Here is a 25597-nt window from a genome sequence, read left to right on the forward strand (position 1 = left end):
GGCGTTGTTGAATCAACTGACCCTGGGCGTTATAGCGGAACTCAGTGACCCGTGGCTGATCACTGTTAGCGCCGACGATGGTCTGGGTTTTATTGCCCAGTTGATCGTACTGATGACGCGTCACGACTACCTGGGTACTGACCACGCCTTGCTCGACATCGGTCACTACTCGCACTTCGGGGGAGGTTTCTTCAATCAAGCGCCCCTGGGCATCGTAGGCATAGTGGGTGGTGTGGCCATTGCCATCGGTGGCGCTGACCTTATTGCCTTGGGCATCATAGCTGAAGGTGGTGGTGACGCCAGCTTGTGTCGAACTCAGGATTTGACCAAAGGCATTCAAGGTATGCTGCTGGACAATGACCTTATCCGAAGCACTGCCTGAACCACTCCCCATTTGGGTTTGCAGCTGGCTGATCAGCGCGGTCAGGTCACTCTGTTCAGTGATAGCACCGCCACTGAGATCCAGCGCCTGCTGATACTGATAGGTGCTGACCACCTGACCGAACGCATCGTAGCGGGTTTCGGTGGCGTAGCCTTTGGGATCAATCTGTAATCGCAAGCGGTTATTGGCATCGTAGAAGAAGTAACCAACCTGACCGCGAGGATCAGTGGCCTTGATGATGTTGCCAAAGGCGTCGTAAACGGTGTGCGTCTCATGGCCGAGTGGATCACGCTCGGCAATCTTGCGCCCCGCCGCATCAAAGGTTTGCTCGCTGGTATACGCCGCTTGCAGGGTGGCGATATCCTCCTCGGTCAGCTCATGCGCGCGCTTAGCCCCACCCGGCTGCGTTTGACCGTCTGCGGTGGTGATGGTATTGACGATGCCTAACCGTGCACGCTCGGCCAGCGCCCAGTCACTGTCGTCTTGAACCAGGGCCACACCCCGGGCATCGATAATGGCACTGACCCGACCCAACGCATCATAACGGTATTGGGTCTCTGCCGCGGCCTCGGTACCCAGCGCGGTGATCTCCGCGATTTTTTGGTTACGCTCGTCATAGCGATAGGCCGTGCGACGCTCGGCCTGCATACCCGCCGCTTCGGTTTTTAAGGTCAGGTTACCAAAGGCATCGTACTGATACTGGGTCTCGTGGCCATTACCATCGGCACTGGGCACGGTTTCCGCGACCAGACGATTCAACGCATCGTAACGGAAACGGACAATGCGGTCGGCATAGACCAAGGAACGCGACTGGTTGGCACCCAGCGCCATGGGGAGCAAACCACTGTAGCGGTTCTCGAAGACTTTATTACCGAAGGCATCGTAGTCGAACACCGTCAGATAACCCTGCTCGGCATTGACCTGTTTTAACTCGCGGGTCAACTGGCCTTTGCTGTCGTAGTAGAACAGCGTACGGAAGTCGCCCTCTGCCGTGGCTTGGCGTAACACAGTCCGTTGACCCAGGGCATCGTATTCATAGAATTCGGCGCGCAGCTGACCTGACGCTAACCCCGCCTGCAGCTGGTCCTCACTCAAGCCTAAGGTGACCGCACTGGCCGCCCCGGTTATCAATGCGGTTTTATGGCCGGCGGCATCATAGCGATACACCGTCGCCTGGTCCTGCGCATGACTCAGTCCCGACAACCGCGCAGCAATCTCCGAGGCCGATCCATTACGTAGCCCTTCATCCAACGCTTGAGCATAACGCACGGTGCGGCGCAATTGGCCTAAGGCATCGTATTCATGGCCGGTCACATGGCCCAGGGCATCGATTTCTAACAGGGTATGGCCGAGTGCATCATAGTGTTGGCGAGTAGATACACCGTGCAGTTTTTGGGTAGCCTGATTAACAGATGCTTCAGTGGGTGACGGGTCATAACTAATAGGCTGTGTATAACGAGTAGTACTGAGCAGCTGGTCCAGGGCATCGTAACTGAAAGCCGTAACATAGCCCATGCTATCGATTTCAAATTGTTTACGCCCTGCCGCATCATAAACATACTGCTTGGCCTCAACAGTTGCATTATGTTCTGCAACATACTCGGTAAGCTGAGCTAAAGCTAATGGTTGACCTAAACGTCCCCCCTGCCGCAAGTCACTACTCAATGGTTGCTGGTAACGGTAACTGGCAACCACTTGACCAGCCTGGTCATAGCTCAAGCGGTTTATGTAACCAGCCGCATCAATGGTGAAGCAAGTCTGGCCCAACTGATTGTAGATATAGTCCGTCTGCTGATAGTTAAGCTGGTGCTCAACTGTTTCTCCGCTTTCAGTCGTTTCACTTGCAGTCAGCCAGGCTTGTAGTTTAGCCTCTAACTGCTGATCAGAGAGTTCAAGTAAGTTGACCTTATCCAATTTCAACGCTTCAACAGCAGCTAGGTCATACTTCAGTTCACGCACCACCTGCCCACTGATATCGTATTGTTTTTCAGTCAGGCTACCGTTGGCATCAACCATAAACCGAGCTTGTCCCAACTGATCAAACAACGTAGTTTGGGTATACGCAGGCTTGTCATCTGTAGTCGCCGCACGAACTTGCGCTTTAGTCGCTGCCAAATCCTGAGCTTCTGCCAACTGCTGAATATCAGACAGGCGCTGTGTATAGCGTATGGTTTGAGCCAACGCACCTCGGCTGTTATAGACAAACTCAGTAACACCCCCAAGGTTATCGATGGTCATGGCTTTACGACCATCAGCATCATAGAGGGTATAACTGCGGTGATTATGCTCAGTCTGCTGTGGCGAGCTACGATCAGTAATACGCTGCTCAATAACCACTCTTGGCTCACGGGCCTGCTTAAGTGCAAGCTCAAGCCCTTCGGTATTGATTGGTTTGGCCAGCTGTTCTGTTAACCAGACTTGACCGGTTTTGGTGTATTTAACAAGCGTTACGCCACCTTCAGCATCAACTGAGTAAATACGCTGATTATCTGTGTTATAGGCATGGTAAGTGGTTTGCCCCAAGCTATTGGTTTCAGCAGTAAGGTTATTTTGCTCGTCATATTGGTAGCGGGTGGTTTGCGCTAAACCACTGGGGTCAACAATCTTGGCTTGTAATCTACCCAAACCATCATAGTGGTAGTGGGTTTCTCGCCAGAGCTTTAACCCACGCTGCTGACCATTGACAACTGATGCTGAATACGTTTGCTCAGCAACTTTATTGCCTTGCTCATCATAGCGATAACGAGTAATACGCTGCTGCTCTCCAGCCTGTCGCGTGATCTGACTCACCCGACCTTCAGCATCATAAGCGGTCAACGTTTGCACACCATTTGGCGTGGTGGTTTTAATCACTCGGCCACGCACATCGACTTCATGAGAAGTGACTTGTGCTTTACCCTCAGGGTCAACAGTTTGTCGCAGCAGCTTTCCAGCCACATCATATTGATAGGTCGTAACGAGCCCATTAGCTGCTACCGTTTTCTGCTTCCAACCAAGTGTATTGTATTCATGCTGCTCAACGGTTTTTAAAAGTTCACCATCTGCACTGTGCTGAGTAACCTGCTGAACACGTCCTGCTTCATCATAGTGGTACTCAGTGCGTGTCCCAACGGCATCAATTAACGCCGCTTTTTCACCAAACTGGTCGTATTGTGTAATGAGCTGCTCACCTGTAGCAGACACCACTTTCAACTGATGTTGCTGATCGTCATAGTGATAAGTAGTGGTATTGCCCTGGCGATCGGTTATGGATACTTTACGGCCAAATGCATCATACGCAACCTGCGTTGTATCACCGGCAGCATTAAGCTCACTAACAAGTTGGTTTAAGCGGTTGTAACTAAACTGTTGACAAATAAACTCGCCTTGTTGCACCTTGGTTTTTCGCTGAAAAGCATCGTAGGTGATGGTCTCTGTTTGCCTTAGGCCACTTTCTGTTAAACCCTCAACAGAAAGCGTTTTAGTAATGGCTAACCCACGTAAATCATATTCAAAAGATGCGATTTGAAATTGTTTGTTTGCGGCTTGAATACTTTTTGCCAGCTGGCTGACTTCACCAAAACTGTTGTATTGATATTGACTGACACTACCACTGGCGGTTGTCGACTTAGCTAATAAACCACGTTTGTTATATTCAAAATGGGTAACCTGATCTTGCTCAGAATTTGCAATGCCTTTTATTTTTTCACTTAATTCTGTGCTTGCTAATCCCCCCGTTAATGCATTATTTATGGGTAACGCCGTGGCATAGTCAATGCTCGCTATTTTTTCACCAAGGGTATTATAACGCAGTTCATTCACTGCCCCTTGGCTACTAATGCTAAAACGAAGCTGTCCACCTTTATTATAAAAAAACCATTGTGTTAAATGCTGAGAATGACTTTTATTTTGTCCATTTTCGAGTGCATTAACTTCTGGGTAAGTTTTACTGATTAACCAGCCACGCTCATTATATGAAAATAAAGTGGCTTGTTTTTGCCAAATGATTTCACGTTCAGCATCTGTGGTAGCTGCTGCGAGCTGTTTAGCACCCGTTGCCGTTAATTCTGCCGTGACACGACCTAATTGATCATAACGCTTAGTTTGATAACGTACCTGGCTATGATCACTTGCCTGGCCTTGAGTAACAGTGATTAAGTTACCCATCACATCATATTCATTATGCGTGACCAAACCATTTGCCGCCGTCTGTTTTATCAGACGTCCACGATCATCATATTCGTGGTGTTCCACACGGTTAGGTTCACTACCTGTCGCTAATACGCGTAATTCAGTCAGGGTTTGTTGTTGATAATTAATCCGTTGTCGATAACCAATAATTTGTACAACTTGCCCTAAACTATCGTAAACGGTTTCCGTCAAATAACCTTCAGCATCGACCGTAGCAATATGCTGGCCTAAATCATCGTAAATAAAATGTGTGGTTTGATCATTAACACTAACCTCTGGCCTCAGCGTATTAATATCTAAAAATAACTGCTGTTTACTTGGATAACCTGTAGCATTGGCATAACGTGTCGTGCTAATTTTTTGCCCTGCAGCATCATAACGATGCTCAACTAAAAAGCCTTCAGCATCCAACTCACCGACCAATAAACCATCTTGACTGTACAAGCGATGAGTAAAACGCCCAGCAATATCATTCCCTAACTTATCACCAAACTTCAGTAAATAATTACCATCCGTATTAGCATCCAATATCACCGAAGCACGGCCTTGAAATTCCCCCTGATCACTGACAATTTTTAAATCAAAATCATAAGCGGCTTCTCGAGACTGGTCTAAATTTAATTCAAGATATTGCCCATCTGAAGAGCGAATACTATTTACATCAATTGCAGTAAACGCCTCACCTAATTGCTTTAAGCGATAGCTGAGTTGTACATTTGGCTGATTAATATCAACGGGCAAGTTAGCCACAGGAATACGAAGCCGATGTGTTTTATTTAGCTGTGGCTGAGCACCTACTTCATAGTCAAAGCGCTCATGTTTTACTTCACCATTTCGATAGAATTTTTGTACGACGATAGTGTATTTTCCGGGTTTTAACCCGCCAGGCATGCCTAAGTTAACTTCACCCTGATAATTTTTATAACTACTAATGTAAGTTTCAGCACGACTCAAAGTCTCTTCGCTACCATCAGCCTGCTCTTGACGAACACTAACGTCCACAGAGTCAATCAGCTTTGCTTCTTCGGCTGAAATAACACCTGTTAATGCACCACTATCAGCAGGTTCAGAAATGATGCGGTCATAACTAACATTACTATCTTTGGTTGACTGCCCTAACTTAGCTGAAAACAGTCCCCACAGCTCCACATCATACTCTCCCCCACCAATGTGTGCTGACTGGTCATCAAGATGCTTAATGCGATATTCATAGCCTTCACCTGGAATCAATCCTGTCAGCTGAACAACAAACTCATCGCCTTCTCGTACCACAGGCACAGAGATAAACTCATCCTTCGAACCATTTACTCGATAGCGAAATTCATGACGCTCTGTAAAAGGAATATGTGTCTCAACAACGGGCCAGCGTAAAGTTTGATTGACGGTATAAAAATCATCCCCAAACTCAAATTCAATCGGTGCCTTGGTAACAACAGAACCATCTTTATAATGGAGATTAATTTCAACGCGATAGGCTTCACCGTTCTTAAGTAAAGGACGATTATTGACATGATGGGGAAGTAAAGTGACGTCGCCTTTAAAGTTCACCCAGTCATCGATGGTAATTGTATTTTCGGCAAGTGGATGGCGACCATCCTTCCGATAAGTATTACAGTCAATTTTTTCCAGATTTTGTTGTTCTTCTGTTGATATTACACCTTGCAATACATCATATTTATTATGTACTTGCTGGTACGTTATGTTTTCTGCTTCAGCTTCTACATTTGTAATACCAGAGTGTGTTGTATCACTAGAACGATTCGTATCAATACTACCTGTTAATTGATAGCTAATCTGACCTTGATCATTTAAATAATTAATTTGATATTCATACTGGCCTGGCGTTAATGGTGTTAAATCAGCCTTATTTTTACCTTGAGCATCTTGGGTAATCGTTAATGTTTGCCAATCATTACTCCCCACTTTTCGCACACGCAATACATCAAGCTCACCTGCTTGTTTGGGTGATGCCCACTGTAAAGACTGCTGAAGGGGTGTATGAGTATTACCGACTTGGTACCCCATACTGAGTGGTGCTAATTGTTTACCAGTGTTATCCGTAAAAATAATTTCAAGCTGATATTGCCCAGCGGATAAGAGCTGATCCCCAATTTTTATTTGACCTTGGTATTCGGCAAAATCAGCAGGCGAAATAGTGCCTTCACCTACCAACTGACCTTCAGCATTAAATACTTTAGTGGTAATTTGTTGATAATGTGCCCATTGTCCTTTGGGCACCATATTATTGATAAATACACCCGATGTTGAAGGCGCTGTATTATCCTGCTCAGGTTTAAACTGCAGTGTTTCTGCAGTGCCCGTAGTTTGCGCAAGGTATACCTTACCCGTTTCTTTATCTGTTAACTCTAGCTCGTAAGCTTGCCCGTCAGGCCAGTCATTCCAAGCAAACTCCTGTTCTTCATTAAGGCTTACTGGAGTGAAATTTTCTGTACCTGCTACGCGATAGCGTAACTGATAGTTATCTAAAGCCAACTGGCCTTTTTCCTGGAAATGGGTCAAGTCAACTCGTTGATCATTATTAGTTCTTGACTTACCTACAATCAATTCAACGTTAACTGACTTAAAACCATGATTTTCTAACCGTTGACTAAACCCTTCTGCACGTGTCTTACCTTTTGGGTAAAAGTAAACGGTTGAACTATCTGCATTTACTTCAAACTCAATGGTATAGGTTTCACCCTTCGTGTAAGGTTCTTTATTGAGTTGTCTCTCAACCCCTCCAGCTCCTAATCCTATTAGCGCAACTGTATTTCCCGAAATAAGACGTAGCATATGTTGTTTGCGATTATCAGCCTTGATCGCCAACGAGAAGAGGCCTGTAGTATCAGAAAGGGTTACGTCTGTTTTAAAATGGTATCCCTTAGCCGTAAGATATCTTGAAGAACTATTTGACTTAACTGCGCTGGCTGTATTTTTTCTACCTGGTTGAGTTATTTCAAAGCCTCGATCTGTAGGCTTTATAAAACGCTGGTCACCTTGCCAATAGTCTGCCGCATTACTTTTATTTGCACTAAACTCTGTAGATAGTAATGTTAATTTTGCTAAAGCACCTTCACGGGTTAATGCAAGGGATATTGCTGGAGAAGCAGTGGGCTGAGCTTGTCCTTCGACCTTAACCATAGGCTGCTCAGAAGTGCGCGCACCCACTAATTGCAGGGTTTGTGCGCCAGCTTTTTGCACTGATCTTAGTGTATAGTCATAACCTGTTTGTACAGGGTATGGCTGAACTGGATTACGATTTACACGCTCTCCAGACAGTTTCAATACGTCTTCATAAGCATGTAGCTCTCTATGCTGCAGTAATGCACTTGATGTATAAGCATAAGGCTGATCAGGCTGCCGATCTGTCGTCCAGGTAGTATTATCCATGAGTACATAGCTATAACTACCAATAAGACGATTTATATCACCAGCGGAATAATTGGCGGCATCAGTTAACTGCTCACTGGATAATGGCTGCTCATAACGATGTTTAGCTACCTGTTTACCTTGAGCGTTATAAATCGTTTCGGTGACAAATCCTTCAGTATCAATCGCATACTGCTCTCGTCCTTGTGCATCGTAAATAGCATATGAGCTACGGTCTGCAGCTGATTCAGCAGGTAGCCATGCCGTAAGCTTCATCAGCTTTAAATTAACTTCTCCTTGTTGAGCGACTAATGCAGAAGTATCAACGCGAGTACTGTATTCTCTTGTCGCAATGAGCAAACCATTAGCATCATAACTAAAACGAGTCACTTTACCCGTTTCATCAATGGTGCCTGCTTTTCGTCCTGCCTCATTATAAAAGAGGTAGCTACGCGCACCATCTGCAGCTTCTTTTGCCACTAAACGACCTGCTTCATCATAAAACAGTCGTTGTTTTCCAGTAACGGTTTCATCCGTCGCGACGGTTGACTCTGTCACTAAGCGCCCAGCAGAGTCAAATACTTGCGTTGTTGATAAACCATTTGCCGTTGTGGTGACAATCGCCTGCTGCGCATCGTTATATTGTACTGTACTTAAACGCTGGCCTGCTTTTTCTTTACTCAGTACACGCCCCAGTCCATCATAGGTAAATTGTTCTACCACACCTTTATCATTAATGGTTTTAAGTAATTGACCAAATGCGCTATAAATATAGTGTGTTTTTTGCTGAGCTTGATTACCAGTCCATTGAGTAATGCGTGCCACCATACCACGGGCATCATAATCATTGGTCGTTCTTTGATACTGTGCTTGTGGCTGTGCATTTAAAAAAGTATCAATAGCTGAAAGCGAAATATTTTTCTCAGCCGTGTAATCAGCCAATGAAAATTGTACGTTTGAATAAACTCTGTGCTCAACCATTAAGCCCTGAGCATTATAATCCCAAGCCTGAATACGCCCTTCTGCACTGATTGTATAACGTAAGTGACCTTGTTGATCGTAAACCATTCTCGTTATAGCAGCATTTTCAGGAAGGTCTGCCAAATGGCCTATATCATCAATAGTGCCAGGTTTTGCTAATGTATAGTTTGCCTTAGCAATTATTTGATTATTCTCGTTATAGCGAAAATAATTAACCTGATTACCAATAATTTCAGTCAGTAAATTGCCTGCATCATCATACTGTCGTTGTGTAACCTGATTTTTAGCATCTGTTACTGAGGTAATATTACCTGCGTCATCATAGGTATAAGACAATACGGGTCGCTGGTGATTAACTGCAGGCTGAGTGATTGATGTTAAACGATCCTGTTCATCAAAGCGGTAAAAGGATGTTTCACCTTTATCGTTTCTGACCGTTGTCAGTCGCTGAGTAGTGTTATAATCAAGAGTAACTCCAACGCCCTTACCATCTTCAATACGAACAATACGATACTGTTCGCCCATTTTTTTATAGGTGAATTGTTGGATGACACCATCGCTCTGCTCAACTTGCTTAATGCGTAAACTGTTACCGTCATATTGATAGTCAGTACGAAAGATATTGCCATCAGCAATTGTATTATCTTCAGGTGTAAGATCGATAATAACTGCTGATAACCTGCCTTGCAGATCATATTCAAATCGCTGGTTAATAGTTTCTTGTGTTTTACCCTGGTCATTAACATAACTCGTTGCAATTTGGCTCAGCAGTGTTTTTCCTGATACTTGAATATAACTGAGCGTTGTCTGCTGACCTGATGCATCCGTAATACGACTTAACAGATTATTTTCGTAACTAAAGTTCAGAAGGTGCCCATCTCTATCATTTCGACTGACCAGCTGACCGTCTGAATTATAGTGCTCTACTACACCTGAAGTACCTTCTTGCCAAATCCATAGTTTTTTCGCTTCATCAAACCTAATCTGATCATGAGCGCCACTACCATCAGTGGAAATATACGCCTGCTTTTCACTATCAAAGTGATACTCACTAAAGCTACCATCACCATTTGCTCGACGTAACTTGCTTCCCACAGTGGCTTTTTCTGGAAGATCTGTTAAATAGCGGTGCTGATTCAATAACCAGGACTGGCTACGTGCATCGTTATGCTGCCCCTGGCTGTTATAGGTTTGTGTTAGCTGGGTATCCAACCCTAATGCAGGAAGCTCATTAGAATGTTGTTGTAAAATCAGGTTACCAGTTGCTGCATTAAGAAAGACTTGGTTATTACCCTGACCTACTTTACTACCAGCCCCATTTCCTAGTACTAAATGATTAAATAACCCAAGATTAGATCCAGATACTAAAGCAACCATAAAAGTCTTTTCTCATAAAGGTAATTGGTGACAGCAACGTATGCTGTTTACTTATCAATACCTGATAAGCACATTTTTTAATTAAAGATGGGTAGAGCATCAAAATGAAGAAACAATTATGAAGGGTATTAGCCTAATCGATAAAAATATTTGCCATCTTAATTAATACCAAACACTGTCAAATAAAAACACAATACTGTTGTTAAACCGTAATCAGCTAGTACAGTCGTATCATGTCTTACAAAAACTTCACTTACTTATTTTATATATCCATTATTTATAGAATTTTGTTCAGTGCTATTTTTGTTTATCTTTTACACAACGAATTCAAGTATAAAAATAATATCCTTATTAATCATAATTTTACTGGCACTTCTTAACTAAATAGTTTAATAAAATCACAGGATAAACGGAGTATATAAGAAGATAACTGGTAAAAAATATCCTCAGCAACTTTAGTTCCACAGGTACTTCTTGTTGTATAGCGTTGTATAGAATTGCAACAAATTTAGAATCAGGTATCATACCAACCTGCCACTCACTGAAAAATAATCACACCGTTGTTAGATCAACTCTTAAACTCTCATTAGCGTGTAAGATGTGTAATTCTCATTTGCACATAAACCTTGAATACACACTAGATCAATGTCCTTTGAACACTTCATTATTTTATGATTTCACTATGTTTAGGTGTTTTCCTTCATAACATATCTCAGTAAACCTATGGATATGAAGAATACAAAGCGCCTTATAACTGTTAAAACTTTTGCAACTACCAGGGTTTTGTGTATGCGTCTTTTACGCAAATTAAGCAAGTTAATAAGCTATAGCACTTTACTATGTAGCGCTTCAATAACATCAGCCAATGATCCTTTCGATCCATCCAATGTAGGCAACTGGCCAAAAAAACAAGTGGGTTACTGGTCATTTGACTATAAAGATGTGCGAGACCACAGTGAGTTCAACCATTCATCAATATTAAATGGCGATATTTCTTTTGCGGAAGGCATTCAAGGTTATGCTGCACAATTTAACGACAGCAGCTCATCTATGGAGTTTAATGTAGGTGATAATTGGACATTGGAAGAACCCTTTGCATTTGCTGCCTGGATATATATTCCTGGAGCAGGTTTAAGCCAAAGCATTTTTTCACGCGTTGCAACTAATGGCTCAGGTGTAGCCACATTTGTTGATGAAGAGTTATATATTAATATTGTCATCACTGATATTATGTATGGCTCACTACACGTTAAAACTAAAGAAAAACTTCATCCAGGTAAATGGCAGCATGTTAGTATTGGCTATAATACTGGGTTATCTTTACAGTCCACCCTAGTGACGATTAATGGCTTTGAAAGTAATCTTGAAAGCATCAATAATTCCTTAACAACCTCACCAACACATGAATCAATATCAACCTTTAATATAGGTTATGCTGATCCTAGTATATTTTTTTCATCCAATGTAATGACTCCACCTGAAAATTTTCAAGGAAAAATTGACGAGGTCTATTTATTTCAAAATATCATTAATCCTGTGGAGTCATACTGCTTAAGCCAGCTGGGTTTAAACTGCCTTATTCCTATCCAACAAGGCCCACAAGGTGAAAAAGGAGTCAAAGGTCCTCAAGGCTCTAAGGGAGAGCAAGGTCCCCGAGGTAAACAAGGGGAAGCTGGTAAACAAGGAGAACGAGGCCCTCAAGGCCCTCAAGGTGAAACTGGCCCACAAGGACCACAAGGTAGATCAGGATTGCCAGGATTAGAAGGCCAACCCGGCGTGGGTAAAACAGGTCCCAAAGGACCAGATGGCCAGCAAGGTTTACCTGGTGTGAGAGGTCCACAAGGTGAGCCAGGGCCAAGAGGTGATGCAGGTCCTATTGCAGATTCCTACCAGGATTTACCTAAAGGATCTTTATCAGGCTTTTGCCAAATAAATAAAGCTAACCAAACAATTACGCTACATTATGGCACTGCAGCATCAACCTACACTTATCGTCATAATAACCAGTACTTAAATGCCTGCAGCTGTGCATCGGGCTGGACTCGAGTGGGGGATGTTAATGCCTCTTGGTGTATTAAAAATTAATTATCAGCTTTTAAAAATACTTTAAATAATTATGTTAAGCACCAAAGAACAGTGAATGAGTTTTAAAAGATGCGAAAAAATACACTTAGTACACTTTTATTTTTAAGTTGTACAACTGCAGCCTTTCCTGCTAGTGCTCAGCAAAAACCTGTAGGACTATGGAATTTTGATAAAATCGAAGCACAGCAAATTATTGATCAAAGCAGTAATGCAAATAATTTACAGTTACCTGAGAACGCTTTACTTGCAGAGGAAGGAAAGCGTAATAAATCCCTTAGGTTCAACCAAGAGTTAGCCTCGCTTGTTATTCCCAATAGCTGGTTAGGCGATAATTCACATGCCGTGAGTTTTTGGTTTAAGCCTGATGCTACCCAAAAAACATTTTCATTGATTCGAAAAATGAATCATGAAACTCAAACTGGCTATCAACTCCAAGTTGTAAACAATACACTAGAATTAGTACTTAAATCAGGCCAAGGGATCACAGCTAAAGTACACAGCGAAACTATTACTGATTTGCAACGTTGGCAGCATTTTTCTATCTCTTTTGATAAAGAGCAACCACAACCTTTACATATAGTCATTAATGGCCGTCCTGTTATCTTTAACAAAACCATGGATTCAAGCCAGTTCAACGGTACACAACTAAAAAACGATAGCGCTATTGAAATAGGTTTATCAACAGATAGCACAGTTAAAAACTTTACTGGCTTAATAGACCAGCTGAGTATTTATGATCGCTCGCTTTCATTTTTCGAGAATCAATGCCTTTTTAATCAAGGCGAAAACTGTTGGCAACTCGCTGAAGGTCCTAAAGGCACTCGTGGTATTCCAGGCAATAAAGGTGAAGAAGGAAAAAAAGGAGCGCAAGGAGAAGATGGCGCTAAAGGTAATCAAGGACCTGTAGGTAATGCAGGCCCTCAAGGTAAAACAGGTACGCAAGGCGAACAAGGTCCACCAGGAAAACAGGGCCAACCCGGTCAAGATGGCAAGCCTGGTCCAGATGGTGATCCCGGACCACAGGGACCTAGAGGTAAACAAGGTGATTCTGGAGATAAAGGCCCTAGCGGTGAAAAAGGTGATCGTGGAGACACTGGCTTAAAAGGACAAACTATTCTGGCGTTACCAAAAAATACAACAGCAGGCTCCTGTGTTATTAATAATAACCAGGTTCTTTCTGTTGAAGCTCCTGCGATGACACTGCAACAAGGCAGCAAAAATATCTGTTCTTGTGAAGCCGGATGGGAAGCTGTTCCCCTTACCGGGTTATTTGGTGAATCAGGTATCAGCCACTTTACATGCCTAAAAGACGCGGATCCATTACCATATTATGCTGCTTCTCAAACAATGCCTAGCACTTCGCTAAACAATTGCCAAGATTGGACTTATAGTGGTTTACCATCAGAAGCGTCTAGTTATACATTAAATATTAATTGGCAATCACGTAAAGGTAGCCAGCACCGAACCATCAAAAATACGAAACCAGAGGGACAAACCAGCGTTACATTTAATCACTGCCCACAAAACGGTGGTTCTTCAAACCTAACCCTCCACGGACCTTATGACGGATGGCCTGCTCAAGATTCAGGAGACAATGGACACTTAATCTTATGGCCTCAGTATAAGACACTCAGTATGGGTGGTGGTGGTGGTTCAAACTGTCGTAATTGGACTTTCAGCGGCTTTCACCCCGAAGCCAGTGCCTACGAAATAAATATTCATTGGTATAACCATGGTGGCTATCATCGCCGAATTAGAGGGTTTAAACCTGCCGGCCAAACCAGTGTGACAATCAATCATTGTATTCACCAAGGGGGATCTGGTGGTATTAAAATGTTTGGTCCTGTCCACGGATGGCAAGCTAGTGACACGGGTGACCCTTCAAGATACCGCAGAAAAATACGTCACGGTGGCCATAAATGATGCAAAGTGAGTTAGTGATGAAACAAAAAATAATTTATCCTTTAGTATTAAGTGCTTTAGCATCATCTCCCATGAGTTTTGCTGCGAACTTACAAGGTTATTGGTCCTTTGATAATTATGAAAGTGATCAGGTATTAAATAGCCAGGCATTTAATCCATGGCAAGCTACTGTTAATCATCTTTCTGATAACCACTTTAACGCTGCAGGACAATCTGGTGCTTCATTTGTGGTTAACAGTGATCCACTTGTACTACCAAAACGAAATGACTGGTTGTTAAGAGATGGTTTAGGTTTATCTGTTTGGATTAAACTGACTACTAGTAACACTTCAGATGAAGTCCTTTTAAGTGAACACTATGAGTACGAAGAAAGTTCACGAAATATTCAGGTTATCTTGACCGCATCTGGCGTTATTAAAGTCAAAGTACAGGCAAGTGGTAATCATAATTCTAGTTATATAGCCACTTCACTTTCCAAAGTAAATACACGATCAGACTGGCAATTACTCACAGTCAATATTGATACTAAAGACCAAAACCCTGTATCACTATCATTAAATGGGGCTATTGTACCTTTAGCTAATGAAGGTGAATTCAATGGCATGATATTTAAACAAAGTCATCATGCGGGTCCATTTGCAGTAGGTGGTGATGCTCAAGGGTTATTAGCACCTTTTAGTGGTGAAATAGATGAAGTTCGAATGTATGCTCGACCACTGATTTATGCTGAAGCACTATGCTTATACTTTTCATTTAATTACGCAAATACTTGTGTTACTGAAGCATTACCTGGCGCACCAGGTATCATCGGGGAACCTGGAGAACAGGGTGATCAAGGCGACCCAGGTGAGCCTGGGGAAAAAGGGGAACAGGGTCCTCAAGGTGAAGATGGACCACAAGGCGATGCTGGAAAACAAGGAGAATCTGGCAAAAAAGGTCCAGATGGAATAGCTGGTATTGATGGATCAGATGGTAGTGATTCATCAAAAGGCATTAAAGGTAAACAAGGACCTGCCGGAGACCCTGGTCCTAAAGGCGTTAAAGGTGAAACAGGTCTACCTGGAATTAAAGGTGAAAAAGGTCCAAAAGGACCACTTCCTCAAACATTTGCTGATTTGCCTAATGGAGCAACAGCTGGTTACTGTTGGCTTTACCAAGGTAAGCCTTTTAGGTTGCTCGAACCTGCAATAATGAAAGAAGGCAAGTGTGGTTGTGTTGAAGGATGGACCTTTATCGCCAGTAGAGGTACAACTCAGGGAACCTGTTTGAAATCCTCCGGGTCATATACCTGGCAGCTGTCTACACCTTATCAAGAAGGACGCTGGACTCCAGCATTAATCCCAGCTATTAATTTAATATTATTAAATTAATAGGCTACTGATTTTAATTTTGGGCTAATAAAGCAACAAGTTCATGGTAAGGCTGAACACCTTACCATGCACCCATGAAACTGAAAGTCACTCTCATTACAAACAACGATACAAGCAGTTAAGTAATACATTTCCTTATTCAATCAAAAATGTATCTTTATTAGCATAATTCTCTCTTGAACATTTTATTTATCCAATATGAAAACAACAAAAATTATAATTTTTAGTTATTTATTACTTGTTTCAACATTGACCAATGCTGAAACAAGTAATAAATATTCACGATGGACATTTGATCAATCTGACGATACTGCTATCTTAAATGACACAAATAATCTTAAATCGATAAGTTTATCGAATATAAACCTATCAGACGATAGTATTTCTGGTAAGTCGCTACAACTTGATCATGATAACTTTATACTAATACCTGAATCATGGATTGAACAAGTCGAACATTCCATCGCATTTTGGTATAAATCTACAGAGCAAGAATTTGTTCTCTTGAACCATAACTTCACACAAGAGAGCGTAATACCAAACCATCAGTTCTTATATAAAAACCAACACATTTATCTATCATTAATCAATGAAGGAAGAACACTAGTATCTCAACAAAAGTTCGATTTTAACCAATGGACTCACATAAGTACTAGTTTCACAAGCAAGGGAAAAAAAATCTATTTAAGTATAAATGGCAAGCCAGTTTTATTTAAAGATACTAATACATCCCCCACACTTAATCATAATGAATCGTCTTTTAATGGAATTTTGTTAGGCAACCAATATACTGCCTTAATTGATGATTTATATTTTGCAAATAAAGCTTTCTCATATTATGAAACACTGTGCCTCATCCAGAAAAAAGAGCTATGTTGGCAACAAGCGTTAGGCCCAAAAGGTTCAAGAGGCAAAGAAGGAGAACAGGGCGAAGCAGGTAAACAAGGTCTGATGGGGCTGCTTGGGGAAAAAGGCAACCAAGGTCCAATTGGTAATCAAGGTGCGCAAGGTGAACCTGGTGCACAAGGAGATCAAGGCCCTCCAGGAAAGCAAGGTAACGCTGGTCAAGATGGCAAACCAGGTCCCGATGGAGATCCCGGGCCCAAAGGCTCTCAAGGTAAACAAGGAGAAATCGGAGCACAAGGAGTAAGAGGTAAAAAGGGTAATCGAGGTGAAGCAGGTTTAATTGGTAGCACTATTAATAATTTACCAATGGGAAGCTTGGCAGGACTCTGCTCTTTAAATAAAAATACGATTCGTAACATATTATTTCCTGCTGAAGCTATAAGTCTTTACGGAAAATTATACTGTGGATGCATCAATGGCTGGGAGCTTTACCCATTAAAAGAGTCATTTTATGGGCGTGGTGACCAACAACAGTTCTCGTGTATTAAGGACGCTAAAGAAGTACCATATGGCGTTTTCAATCAATCACTCAACGCGTCTAGTCACTGCCAGTTATGGACTTTTGATAAACTCCCTACTGGACCTTCCAGCTTTTCAGTCATCCTTAACTGGTCTAATAACCACCAAAATTTCTCCAGAGTCATTAAAGGACAAAAGGCCGCAAATGCCGAAAGCATTACTTTTCAACATTGCTCACTGACTGGGGGCAATGCTAAGCTTATCTTACATGGGCCTAACGCATCATGGCCTCATGAACTTGACGATCACGGTATTTTCACTAAACTGTGGCCCCAACACCAATTAATTAGGTTTTATCCCCTGGGCTGCGTTACAAGGACCTGCAAAGCAGAGCAATACTGTAAAAACTTTACGTTTAGTAACCTCCAACCGGAAGCAGGCGATTACAAAGTAAACATCCAATATCAAGTACAATTTCCTAGACATTTAAGGGGTCAAACAATCACCAAAACTCATCAGGGTTACAAACCACTTGGGTCAACTCAAGTCAGCGTTAACCAGTGTTTTCAAAAATCTGCATCAGGAAATGCAAATATTATTCTAGAAGGATCAAGAGAAGGTTGGCCCAAGCGATACGAGCTATCTTTAAAACCTCTTAATTGTGTCACATCAAAATGTAAGCGCGAGTCATCATGTCGTAGATATAGTTTCAATAGTATCAATCCAAACTTTACTTCATATCAAATTAAATTGAACTACACTGATTACTCTCATCAACAAAGGCACCAGAAAATACTTACAGGCTCACACTCATCATCAATCCCTTTTGATATTTGTATGCAAAAAGGGGCTAGTGGTCATGCTACACTTCTTTTGTATAAATGAGTATGAAGCATTAATGCTCCTCGACTATAGTATTTCCATCACCCATGGTGGAAATACACCAGCTATCCTGTATCGCATATTAATAAACTGAGTTTTTGTATATTTTTTAAATACAGCATATTATTTATTAACAAATATTAACTACGAAAAATATTATCAACTTTAGATATAATATTATTGTTAAAATTTAGCAAACTTCTTCTCAAATGAGCTATACCTATAGCGTTTGAGAATTAGGTTTAATCTTTTAATTTAACAAGAAAAATTGTATATCCTTTGCGACCATGAAAGGATTTTGGCTTACAGAAGAAGAATTAAAGGCGTTGCACATAGCTCACAGGGCTGAGCGCAATCGTAATGCAGTGTATAAAATTAAATTGCAGGCTCACTTTTAATTTTATCCATACGATTATTAATAGCCAGATCCTCATCACTTATTTCATCAAATGCTTCATCAACAGAATAATATTTATTTTCACTATGCTTAGAGTTATACCTTATCCATTGATAGGGAATCTGCCCCGGGTGTTGAGCACCTTTTTTTAAAAAATAGAAGCTAAGTAAACCCTTTTCTTTATCAAAACTCCCATGATTTTCTTTTACTGCTGTAACCAATAAAAGTATTGATTTAAATTTTATTAACTTTAGGTCTTGATATAAGTAGCCTATTCCAGATAGCCTTCCATCCCAATAAATGATATCTGAATGGCTTTCTCCTATTGGCACATGAATAAAATCATTATACTTCGTTTTTATAAAGAATGTGTATGAATAATTTACAAAGGAGGTATTATTATCAAACATCCCTTTAAAAACGATATCTTTAACTCCATCTCCATTTAAATCCAGCTGATTGCTTCCATTCTTGAGTTTTATCACCTCATATTCACTTGCAGTACCCCATATAGAGATCAAACATAGATACATTATTGCAAACCGTAATAACATACTCATCTAGTTTTTCCTTACCAACCGAAACCCAAGGTCATTATAGCGAAACTGTCTCGTATGAATATCACAGTAAACAGCCTTATCTTTAGTAGAATCTGTTAATTCTGCACCACAAAAATAATACATTTTATTAAATAATTTAACGCCCATACTATCATCAGAAGAAAACGCTGTACCTAGCCATTCAAATATATCATTATTAATACCTACCATTTCAGTTTCTGCTATATTTTCCTCTATTACCAAGTAGCTCCCCTCCTCACTCCATTTCTTTTTATAACCATTTAATATCAAATTAAAATCATTGTGATTAGATGTATTATTTTTACCCATACTCTCTTCTGCAAACTGTATCCACTCTTGTATTGATGGCAAACGAAAACCTTTCGCATTATGCTCAATAACCTTATCACTTCCTGCACTTACATTTTTTATGACCTTGCCTGATTTATTTCTATAAACAGGGTCTAATCCCATTTTTTCACTGAGAGCATTAGCCCAAAGAATAACATCAATCCATGACACAAAGGTTACTGGTATCATCTTATTTTGAGTATTTTCAGGAGTACATTCTGTTTTATTTGAGTAACTGCATCCATTCGCGAAAAAGTATCCATTTTTCTTTGACCATAAATACACCTCTTCAAATAGATCATACTGCACTTCATGCTTCATCACCCAAACTAAATTTCCCGGATCAACATCTGATTTTTTTAGATTTTCATTCCCTCCTCTTTCTGTTATATCTGTCTCTCTCTTCTTCTCAAGCAATACTTCTTCAAAACCTAATACACTATTCTCTTTACCCAAGTTAACTGCACGATAGTTATTTTTTAAACTTTTCGCAGACACATTGTAACAAAGTACTAAAAGAGTACAGATAAATATTTTCTTCATGGCAACCGCAGCATCAATAAGTAAATTTTTTGTGCTTGCTTTCTTCATTAAAGAAAGCATTCATTTTTTAATTACCAAAGTATTTGGTTATTGATATTAATAAGCCTCTTAAAGAGCTTCAATATATTGCCATAATTGATCATATTTGATCGCAAAAAAGCCACCTTCTTCAATTCACCCTATACTAAAATTCGGATCCCTTAACGAGCACACAAAGGAAAAACATGAAAAAAACATTTAAAACAAAAATAAATTTATTAATAGGCACCGCCATTTTATTAACAAGTTTTTCTTCTTGGGCAACTGAAGATGCAAAACTGTCTTCAATTTTTAACAAATATAAAATAAATGGCACACTTGTCATTTCATCGGCTAATGGAAAGACCACCTATATTCACAATAAAAAAAGAGCCAATAAAGCTTTTTTACCTGCATCAACGTTCAAAATCCCAAACACACTTATTGGGCTTCAAGAAGGCGCAATCAAAGCAAATAACCATCTATTCAAGTGGGATGGCGAAGATAAAGGCTGGAAAATCTGGAATCAAAACCATACATTAAAATCAGCTTTACAAAATTCATGCATATGGTGTTACCAAGAAGTTGCTCAAGATATTGGCAGACTAAAGTACCAACAGCATTTGTATAAAATGAGCTATGGTAATCAAAAGCTTGGAGATCTGACTACATTTTGGCTAAATGGTGATTTACGAATTACAGCTTATCAAGAAGTCGAATTTCTAAAAAAACTTTACGCAGAAGCATTACCTTATAAAAAAGAATACCAACGTAAAACCAAAGACATCATGATAGTTGAAAACACTCCCACTTATACCTTATACGGGAAAACAGGTTGGGTTATGAAAGAAGAAAAAGGAATGGATATTGGCTGGTTTGTTGGCTTTGTAAAGACCAAAGCTGCTGTCTGGTTTTACGCCATTAATATCGACTTAATTAAGAGCACAGATCGTCAATATCGCCAAAAGATTGTCAAAGAGGCTTTGAAAGCTAAGTTCATCATTTAATTGACTTGATTCAGCAAAGTAGTTATTTTTTACTTTGCTGGTTTTATCTTCGTTATTTATTTTCTAATTTATATCGGTAATGTCCTGTTATTTTATAATCAAATAACATATCTTCTGCAACGGTTCCATGACCAATATTATGCACTACCAATGGTCTGTTCCTAAAAATATTTTTCTTATCAATTATAATACCGATATGAGTTAAATTTCCAGGTAATAACCAAGTTACTATATCACCTGGCCGATAATCACTCGCATTGTCAGTAACTGGTAAAACCGTACCGTGCCGTTTAAAAAAAGTTTGCAGATTTGGAACCCTTCGATGATCAATATTGGTGTCTGTTTTTGTTAGCCCCCATAATTTAGGATATACATCAAATGCACGCTTCATATCTTCATGCACAAGTTTTTGCAAATCAATTCCAAGCTTTCGATATGACCTAATAACAACATCAGTACACACACCTATATTATTGGGTACGTCCCCATTAGGGTAAGGGATTTTCACATAACGACCATCATAGGTTACCTTTTGATTCGTTCGCTCAATAGCAGCATCAACTAACTTCTGAGCCTGATTCGCTATAGTCGTTTGACAAAAACTTAATGTAAATACTGTTACTATATTTGTTAGTAATAAATATTTTTTTATTTTACGCATACTCTTAAACATCTATTATCCATTGTTCATTAAATCCAGGGTTTATCGCTATGGGATAACCTCTTGGATTGGACATAACCCTACAGCTATCTACCATATAGTCTTGTGATCTATGAATATGACCATGAAACCAGTAATTTGGTTGCGTTTTCTTTATCAACCATTCAAGGTTCGACGCATACGCGGCACTGATATAATCTTGATTTTGATTTAGTGGAATTGACTGAAAGCTAGGTGCATGATGAGATACAACGATGCGAATTAAAGGGTTAGTTACATTATTTGCAGAAAGTAATTTATCTTCAGACAGTTTTTTATCTAACCAGTTGACCGACTGCTGATGTATAATGGCAGTATCTTTAACAGTCAATGCTGATTGATGATTAGAATGATAAATATAGTTATAGTCATTCATCCTTTGTTGACAAGTTTTTGCTACATTATAATCGCTACCAAATAGATTAAAGTCTGTCCACAGCGTAGCACCGTAGAAAACAACATTTTCTAGCTGAAAAGAGCTATTTTCTAATAGGTGTATATTTGTATCTTGGCAATAGTTGTATAGCTCTGAGAGTAACCCTGGATAACTATGGAGATAATATTCGTGGTTTCCTAATACATAGATAATTTGTTGCGATGAGAAGGTATCAAGGGCCCATTGAGCACCCTTTACACCTAGATTAATATCACCAGCCAAAATAACTACATCCGCTTCAATTTTGGGCAGTAGATAAGCACCAAACTCCAAATGCAAGTCACTAAACAACTGTATTTTCATTGCAATATCACAGCCCCAATTCTTCTCTAGATAAGCTAAGGGAGTGCTTAATACTTTATTATACACTTAAGCCAGTGATGTATTGGATGTCATTGAGGAACAAATTCTGTTAAAACGAAAGTATTTACGCTTCCAACAGACAGAGAAAGATCGAGAAGGAGGTTAACAGTTAGATAAACAATTGATTTAAGTGTGCTTCTTTATTAAATAATTAAGCCAAATATACTGATGCTTATTTGAGTTGCTATTAACATTAAGGTTGCTATACCTGATATCTTTAATAGACTGATTTCAGTTGCTTCCAACATTAATACATTTCTAACTAACCAGTTCATCCTATATCACAACCTGCTATTTCTAGGGTAAAGGCAGGTTATTCTAGCTTTTTAGCACCTATAGACCAACGAAGCACTTCAATACATGAACGCTGAATGCATCACCTTTTCACAATACTTTTTGTGAAGACAAAGCAATCTGAACCCCACCACCATTTAATGCACCTTAGTTCAGCAAACTTCATCACAATTATCCTGACTAATTGCCCTGCACAACAAACCGACAAACGCACGTTTAAACTGTGAACCAATTCAACACGATTCATTTTAAACAATTCATAATGCGCCACGCTAAACACATAATTATTACTCAGGGTTAAGAAAATGGCAGTTTTCCGCAAGAAATCGCTTGGTCTATCAATATCCTTATGTCTTAGTGCCTTTGCATGTGCCAGCTTCAGCAATGCAGCACTTGCTAATCAAGCACCAATCACCATGAGCCAAAGTAACCAGGTTAAAGCTGGTGAAATGCTTAATGCATGGGTGTGGGGCAACGATCCAGAAGGACAAAAGCTTTATTATGAATTAGTGACAACTACCGCCCATGGCAAGCTTCAATTTAATAATTATAAAGGCACCTTTACTTATACAGTAACCTCACCTAGCGCAAAGTACGATGAGTTTAAGTTTCGTGTATCCGATGGCAAACAGTACTCTAATATATCTGTTGTCCAGCTAATCATTGAACCATCTAAAACTGTCTCAAAAAACAACGCTCCACCCAAAACCCTAGGCCAAAGCAACTATGTTACTGCTGGACAGCTCTTAAAAAGCCACGCTTGGGGTGAAGATGCAGATAAAGATAAACTGACTTATACCGTTGTTTCCTGGCCTAAATATGGACAACTACGACTTGACCCCCAGTCAGGTGATTTTACTTATTTTTCTAATCAAAACGTTGCTAAGGATATCTTTAGTTTCCGGGTAAATGATGGCCAAGCAGACTCTAATGTTTCTCAAGTTCATTTACTGTTTACTGGCAATACCACAACAAACAAGCCGACCACGCCCACTAAACCAAAAACAACATCGAAACCCACTACACCTACAAAACCAAAAACACCAACAATAAATAAACCAACAAAACCGACTAATCCTGAAAAACCTAAAACAACAAATCCAACACAGTCAGTTTATCCTTCGTCATGGACAAGTAAAAATGACTTTCCCGCTCTAGTACAACGTGTACTGAATACGAATGATACACGCTTATTCTATAACGATGACTTTAACCATGTATCAACTGATGGGTTAAGTGAGATTTTCCAGGCGTTAGCGTTTCTTGCAGACCAGAATGATATTGCAGATAAAGACCTGCAACAGCTCTTCACCTATTTAAGAGGTTGGAATTACTCTAGAGAAGTCAAAAATATTAAGCCATCAGTAGCCAAAATAGCGGACCAAGCACTGATGAAAGTGACTCAAATGAGTGATTTCTACACAGTAAAACCTGATGCAGCTGCAGCATTGGAAGGCTATGTTGTTGCGCTTAATGGCTATATTCGTATACCTGAAACGGACTCATTTTTTGCAAAGCATGTCGACATACTCAATCAACTGGTTGATCATTTAGTTAGCAATGCTGACTCAGTCAATGGTACAGCGGGCTACAGCTCTGCAATCTTTGAGCTCACCACGACTATCGATATTTTAGGATTCCAGGTTGCGCAACCAAGCAAAACGGGTAGTGCATTAAAATCTGCTTTACTGGCAACCAACCTTCCTGAAAGTATCGCTGAATTAGGCAAGCGTTCAGCTTTGGGCATTTGGTCAGACCGTTATGGACGCAAAGATCCATTCATCCTTATGAATGCCATTGAAGCATTAGGTAATTTATTTATCGATAATGAAAATAGCTGGAATAAGCGCTTAGATAATGCAGCAATCAGCCTAATTAAAGATCATAATGACTATAGTGATCAAAAAGAATTAAAAGCAAACTTTTACAGTTACTACGTGACCAAAACACGTAAAAGCAATCCAGAAAATAGCTGCTCTACTGAGTTTGCTAATTTCTGCTATCAATACAAGATAAGTGAAGTATTACCGTACACCCACCAGTGTAGTAGCTCACTTACTTTGCGCTATCAACAGCTAGACACCAATCAAGTCAATGAAGTCTGTCAAAGACTAAAACGCCAAGAGTATGAGTTCCATTCACTCATGGCAACGAACTGGAAACCTGTTGATGAAGATAATAATACTGATTTAGAACTTGTGATTTTTAACGAGTCATCAGAGTATAAAAAGTTTGGTGCATTACTCTACAAAATAGCAACCAACAACGGTGGTATTTATATCGAAGGTGAACCCAATCAAGCCAATAACCAAGCTCGTCTGTTCGTCTATGAGCGCCCTAATGGCAAAAAGTGGGATATATGGAATCTAAACCATGAGTATGTACACTACCTCGATGGTCGATTCGACTTATATGGACGCTTTGCTTACTACCCATTAAACAAAACTACATGGTGGACTGAAGGTTTAGCCGAGTTTATCGCATGGCGTGATGATTTCCCACGTGGGATGAATGATGTAAGTAGTGTCAGCCCTTCTGCGCGCCCTTCACTACAACAAATTGTTAACATGGACTACTCATCTGGTACCTCCATGGTTTACCACTGGTCTTATACTCTGCACAGATTCTTGCAAGAAAGACATTCTGCAGAACACTTAAAGCTAGCTGAATACCTAAGAAGTAATCAGCTTGAAGCCTATAACAGTCATATACAAACCTTAGCAAGTAACTATGCGAGTGAGTACCAGCAGTGGTTGGGCCAGTTAATTAGTAACTGGAAACAAGCAAACCCTTATGCAATGGGCGATCAAGTGCCTGCAGAGTCAGGTTCACGACCACATACAGAGCATAATCATATGCCTACTGTTATTGACCAAGCGAGTACGGCTCGTCCGCCACTATCCTTTTAATTATAAAAAAAGCGACACCACTACTGTAAAAGCCCCTAGAAAGGGGCTTTTTTTATAGGCCAGATAAAGCAGCCTTTATACTAGCTACTTTAATACTAGGCTCTTTAGTGCTAAG

11 protein-coding genes are annotated in these 25597 nt (G+C 40.4%); 6 read left to right on the forward strand and 5 right to left on the reverse strand.

The window, feature by feature from the left end; all coding sequences use genetic code 11:
• Positions 1-10279, reverse strand: a 10279-nt coding sequence (locus KHS79_RS20970; RefSeq protein WP_212721695.1) for an RHS repeat protein, incomplete at its 3' end; no start/stop codon positions are given.
• A gap of 789 nt (positions 10280-11068) precedes the next feature.
• Here KHS79_RS20970 and KHS79_RS20975 point away from each other — a divergent pair.
• From KHS79_RS20975 to KHS79_RS20990, 4 genes are all read left to right on the forward strand, one after another.
• Positions 11069-12364 (forward strand): LamG-like jellyroll fold domain-containing protein, encoded by a 1296-nt coding sequence (locus KHS79_RS20975; protein WP_212721697.1) that lies wholly within the window; start codon positions 11069-11071, stop codon positions 12362-12364.
• Between the two features lie 69 nt (positions 12365-12433).
• The gene (locus tag KHS79_RS26170) at positions 12434-14287 is read left to right on the forward strand and encodes a LamG-like jellyroll fold domain-containing protein (RefSeq protein WP_215817538.1); all 1854 of its coding nucleotides are present in this window, start codon (positions 12434-12436) and stop codon (positions 14285-14287) included.
• 17 nt (positions 14288-14304) lie between these two features.
• A complete protein-coding gene (locus tag KHS79_RS20985) occupies positions 14305-15657 on the forward strand; it encodes a LamG-like jellyroll fold domain-containing protein (protein WP_212721701.1) in 1353 nt (450 codons plus the stop codon).
• 198 nt (positions 15658-15855) lie between these two features.
• Positions 15856-17907 carry a collagen-like protein gene (locus tag KHS79_RS20990; protein ID WP_212721704.1) on the forward strand — a complete coding sequence of 684 codons (2052 nt, stop codon included), beginning with the start codon at positions 15856-15858 and terminating at the stop codon, positions 17905-17907.
• Positions 17908-18279: 372 nt separating this feature from the next.
• Here the strand turns inward: KHS79_RS20990 and KHS79_RS20995 are convergent, their stop codons facing one another.
• Together KHS79_RS20995 and KHS79_RS21000 are read right to left on the reverse strand one after the other, a co-directional pair.
• A complete protein-coding gene (locus KHS79_RS20995; protein WP_212721705.1) occupies positions 18280-18861 on the reverse strand; it encodes a carbapenem self-resistance protein CarG family protein in 582 nt (193 codons plus the stop codon).
• On the reverse strand, positions 18862-19803 hold the full coding sequence (locus KHS79_RS21000) for an SUMF1/EgtB/PvdO family nonheme iron enzyme (RefSeq protein WP_212721717.1): 942 nt from the start codon (positions 19801-19803) through the stop codon (positions 18862-18864).
• 176 nt (positions 19804-19979) lie between these two features.
• On the opposite strand from KHS79_RS21000, the gene blaOXA reads away from it, so the two are divergent.
• Positions 19980-20780, forward strand: coding sequence for a class D beta-lactamase (blaOXA, locus tag KHS79_RS21005; protein WP_212721720.1), 801 nt, complete (start codon positions 19980-19982; stop codon positions 20778-20780).
• Positions 20781-20832: 52 nt separating this feature from the next.
• Here the strand turns inward: blaOXA and KHS79_RS21010 are convergent, their stop codons facing one another.
• Both KHS79_RS21010 and KHS79_RS21015 read right to left on the reverse strand, forming a co-directional pair.
• On the reverse strand, positions 20833-21441 hold the full coding sequence (locus tag KHS79_RS21010; protein WP_212721723.1) for a DUF1287 domain-containing protein: 609 nt from the start codon (positions 21439-21441) through the stop codon (positions 20833-20835).
• Between the two features lie 4 nt (positions 21442-21445).
• The gene (locus KHS79_RS21015; protein WP_212721725.1) at positions 21446-22219 is read right to left on the reverse strand and encodes a metallophosphoesterase; all 774 of its coding nucleotides are present in this window, start codon (positions 22217-22219) and stop codon (positions 21446-21448) included.
• A gap of 659 nt (positions 22220-22878) precedes the next feature.
• Here KHS79_RS21015 and KHS79_RS21020 point away from each other — a divergent pair.
• Complete coding sequence (locus KHS79_RS21020) at positions 22879-25482, forward strand: collagenase (protein ID WP_212721726.1); 2604 nt, start codon at positions 22879-22881, stop codon at positions 25480-25482.
• Positions 25483-25597: the final 115 nt, after the last annotated feature.

Source organism: Zooshikella ganghwensis (assembly GCF_018263875.1).
Lineage (GTDB): Bacteria > Pseudomonadota > Gammaproteobacteria > Pseudomonadales > Zooshikellaceae > Zooshikella > Zooshikella ganghwensis.

What these genes read in the sequence shown, in the direction of transcription:
- KHS79_RS20975 (WP_212721697.1), top strand. Translation starts at nt 11,069, where the DNA reads ATGCGTCTTTTACGCAAATTAAGCAAGTTAATAAGCTATAGCACTTTA.
- KHS79_RS26170 (WP_215817538.1), top strand. Translation starts at nt 12,434, where the DNA reads ATGCGAAAAAATACACTTAGTACACTTTTATTTTTAAGTTGTACAACT.
- KHS79_RS20985 (WP_212721701.1), top strand. Translation starts at nt 14,305, where the DNA reads ATGAAACAAAAAATAATTTATCCTTTAGTATTAAGTGCTTTAGCATCA.
- KHS79_RS20990 (WP_212721704.1), top strand. Translation starts at nt 15,856, where the DNA reads ATGAAAACAACAAAAATTATAATTTTTAGTTATTTATTACTTGTTTCA.
- KHS79_RS20995 (WP_212721705.1), bottom strand. Translation starts at nt 18,861, where the DNA reads ATGAGTATGTTATTACGGTTTGCAATAATGTATCTATGTTTGATCTCT.
- KHS79_RS21000 (WP_212721717.1), bottom strand. Translation starts at nt 19,803, where the DNA reads ATGAAGAAAGCAAGCACAAAAAATTTACTTATTGATGCTGCGGTTGCC.
- blaOXA (WP_212721720.1), top strand. Translation starts at nt 19,980, where the DNA reads ATGAAAAAAACATTTAAAACAAAAATAAATTTATTAATAGGCACCGCC.
- KHS79_RS21010 (WP_212721723.1), bottom strand. Translation starts at nt 21,441, where the DNA reads ATGCGTAAAATAAAAAAATATTTATTACTAACAAATATAGTAACAGTA.
- KHS79_RS21015 (WP_212721725.1), bottom strand. Translation starts at nt 22,219, where the DNA reads ATGAAAATACAGTTGTTTAGTGACTTGCATTTGGAGTTTGGTGCTTAT.
- KHS79_RS21020 (WP_212721726.1), top strand. Translation starts at nt 22,879, where the DNA reads ATGGCAGTTTTCCGCAAGAAATCGCTTGGTCTATCAATATCCTTATGT.